1 protein-coding gene is annotated in these 1,460 nt (G+C 39.2%); it reads right to left on the minus strand.

The window, feature by feature from the left end; translation table 11 throughout:
• Positions 1-183: 183 nt before the first annotated feature.
• On the minus strand, positions 184-1,356 hold the full coding sequence (locus tag BLR36_RS18490) for an IS256 family transposase (RefSeq protein ID WP_093063211.1): 1,173 nt from the start codon (positions 1,354-1,356) through the stop codon (positions 184-186).
• Positions 1,357-1,460 lie beyond the last annotated feature (104 nt).

Below are 1,460 nucleotides of genomic sequence, written 5' to 3' on the forward strand. Positions count from 1 at the left end.
TTATTGAGTGGAATTTAATTACTGCGAACTAAAGAGAACTTGTTCTCTGTCCACTTTATATGGAGAGGTGGGCGTGATAGGATAATCTTGATAAGCCAGCTCTGTTTCAGCTGGCTTTGGGCTTATAACTCACGCCCGCAGAGGCTCCATGTCAAGTGGTAGTTCAGACAATTACCGGGCAGGTTAATCCCCAAATTTTTCTCTCATGATCTCTGCAATCCCCTTACTCGAAAGATTAAAACCACTTAAAGTTTTCGAATCAAACCTTTGGTTATAATTGGTCGTCACCAAATAAACTATCTTTTCAGCGGCTTCTACTGTGCTGAAGTTACTAGATACCTTCGTTCTTGCTTTAATTTCTCTATTGAAGCGTTCAATCAAATTAGTCGTGTACAAGTACTTTCGGATATCCTTAGGGTATTTTAAAAAGGTCATTAAGGCAGGCAGTTCCTTCTCCCATGAGGCAATTTCTCTTTTATAAAGGTTGCCCCATTTGGATTGTAGTTGACTAAGTTCTTGAACAGCCTCATCAAAATGATCTACTGTATAGACTTTTTTCAAATCTAGAAGAAAATCAGGACGATCCTTCGGACGAATACGATGTGCCGTATATCGGACCTTATGAACGACGCAGCGTTGTACATCTGCGTCGGGATAGACGGATTGAAAAGCAGTATCTAGACCAGACAGACCATCAAATATACCAAGAGCAACTTGTTCCACACCACGGGACTTTATATCAAACAGAACTTCCTTCCATCCGTGTGCACTCTCATTTCCTCCAACAAAGAATCCCAATACTTCCCGATAACCGTCTTCTGTCAATCCGATAGCAATATAGACTGCTTCGTTTTCATAAGTATCTCGGCGAATATTAAGAAAAGTGGCATCAAGGTATACCGCAAGATAACGAGTACGAAGAGGACGTTTCTTCCACAGTTCAATATCCTCGACTATTTTATTGGTGATGTTTGAAACAGTACCAGTAGAGTAAGCTTCCCCTAATAAGCCGTGAATAATAGATCCTACTTTACGTGGGGTAACTCCGTGTTGATACAATTGCACGATTAAATCGTCCACCACAACCATGCGACGTTGATATGGATCAAATAGAGCGGTTTGATATTGGCCCTTGCGATCACGTGGGATCGCAAGATCTTCTACCTTTCCATATATCGTATCTAAAGTGCGTTTGTAATAACCATTCTTCGAATTACTTTCTCCGACTGGTTCATTTTCAAGTGCAGATTCTATCTCTTGTTTCAGTAGAAACTCCAACTTTTCTTTCAAAAATAATTGAATCATTTCTTGGATTTGATTAGAAATATCTGATGAAAATATGTTAGAATGTGACATGGGCAAAGTTCTCCTTTTAAAGTTGTTTTAGTCGATAACTTGAGGGTACTTTGCCTTTTTATTTTTGTCCAAAAAAAGCCTTACACAAACTTTTATACACTATC

The organism is Psychrobacillus sp. OK028 (genome assembly GCF_900103605.1).
GTDB lineage: Bacteria > Bacillota > Bacilli > Bacillales_A > Planococcaceae > Psychrobacillus.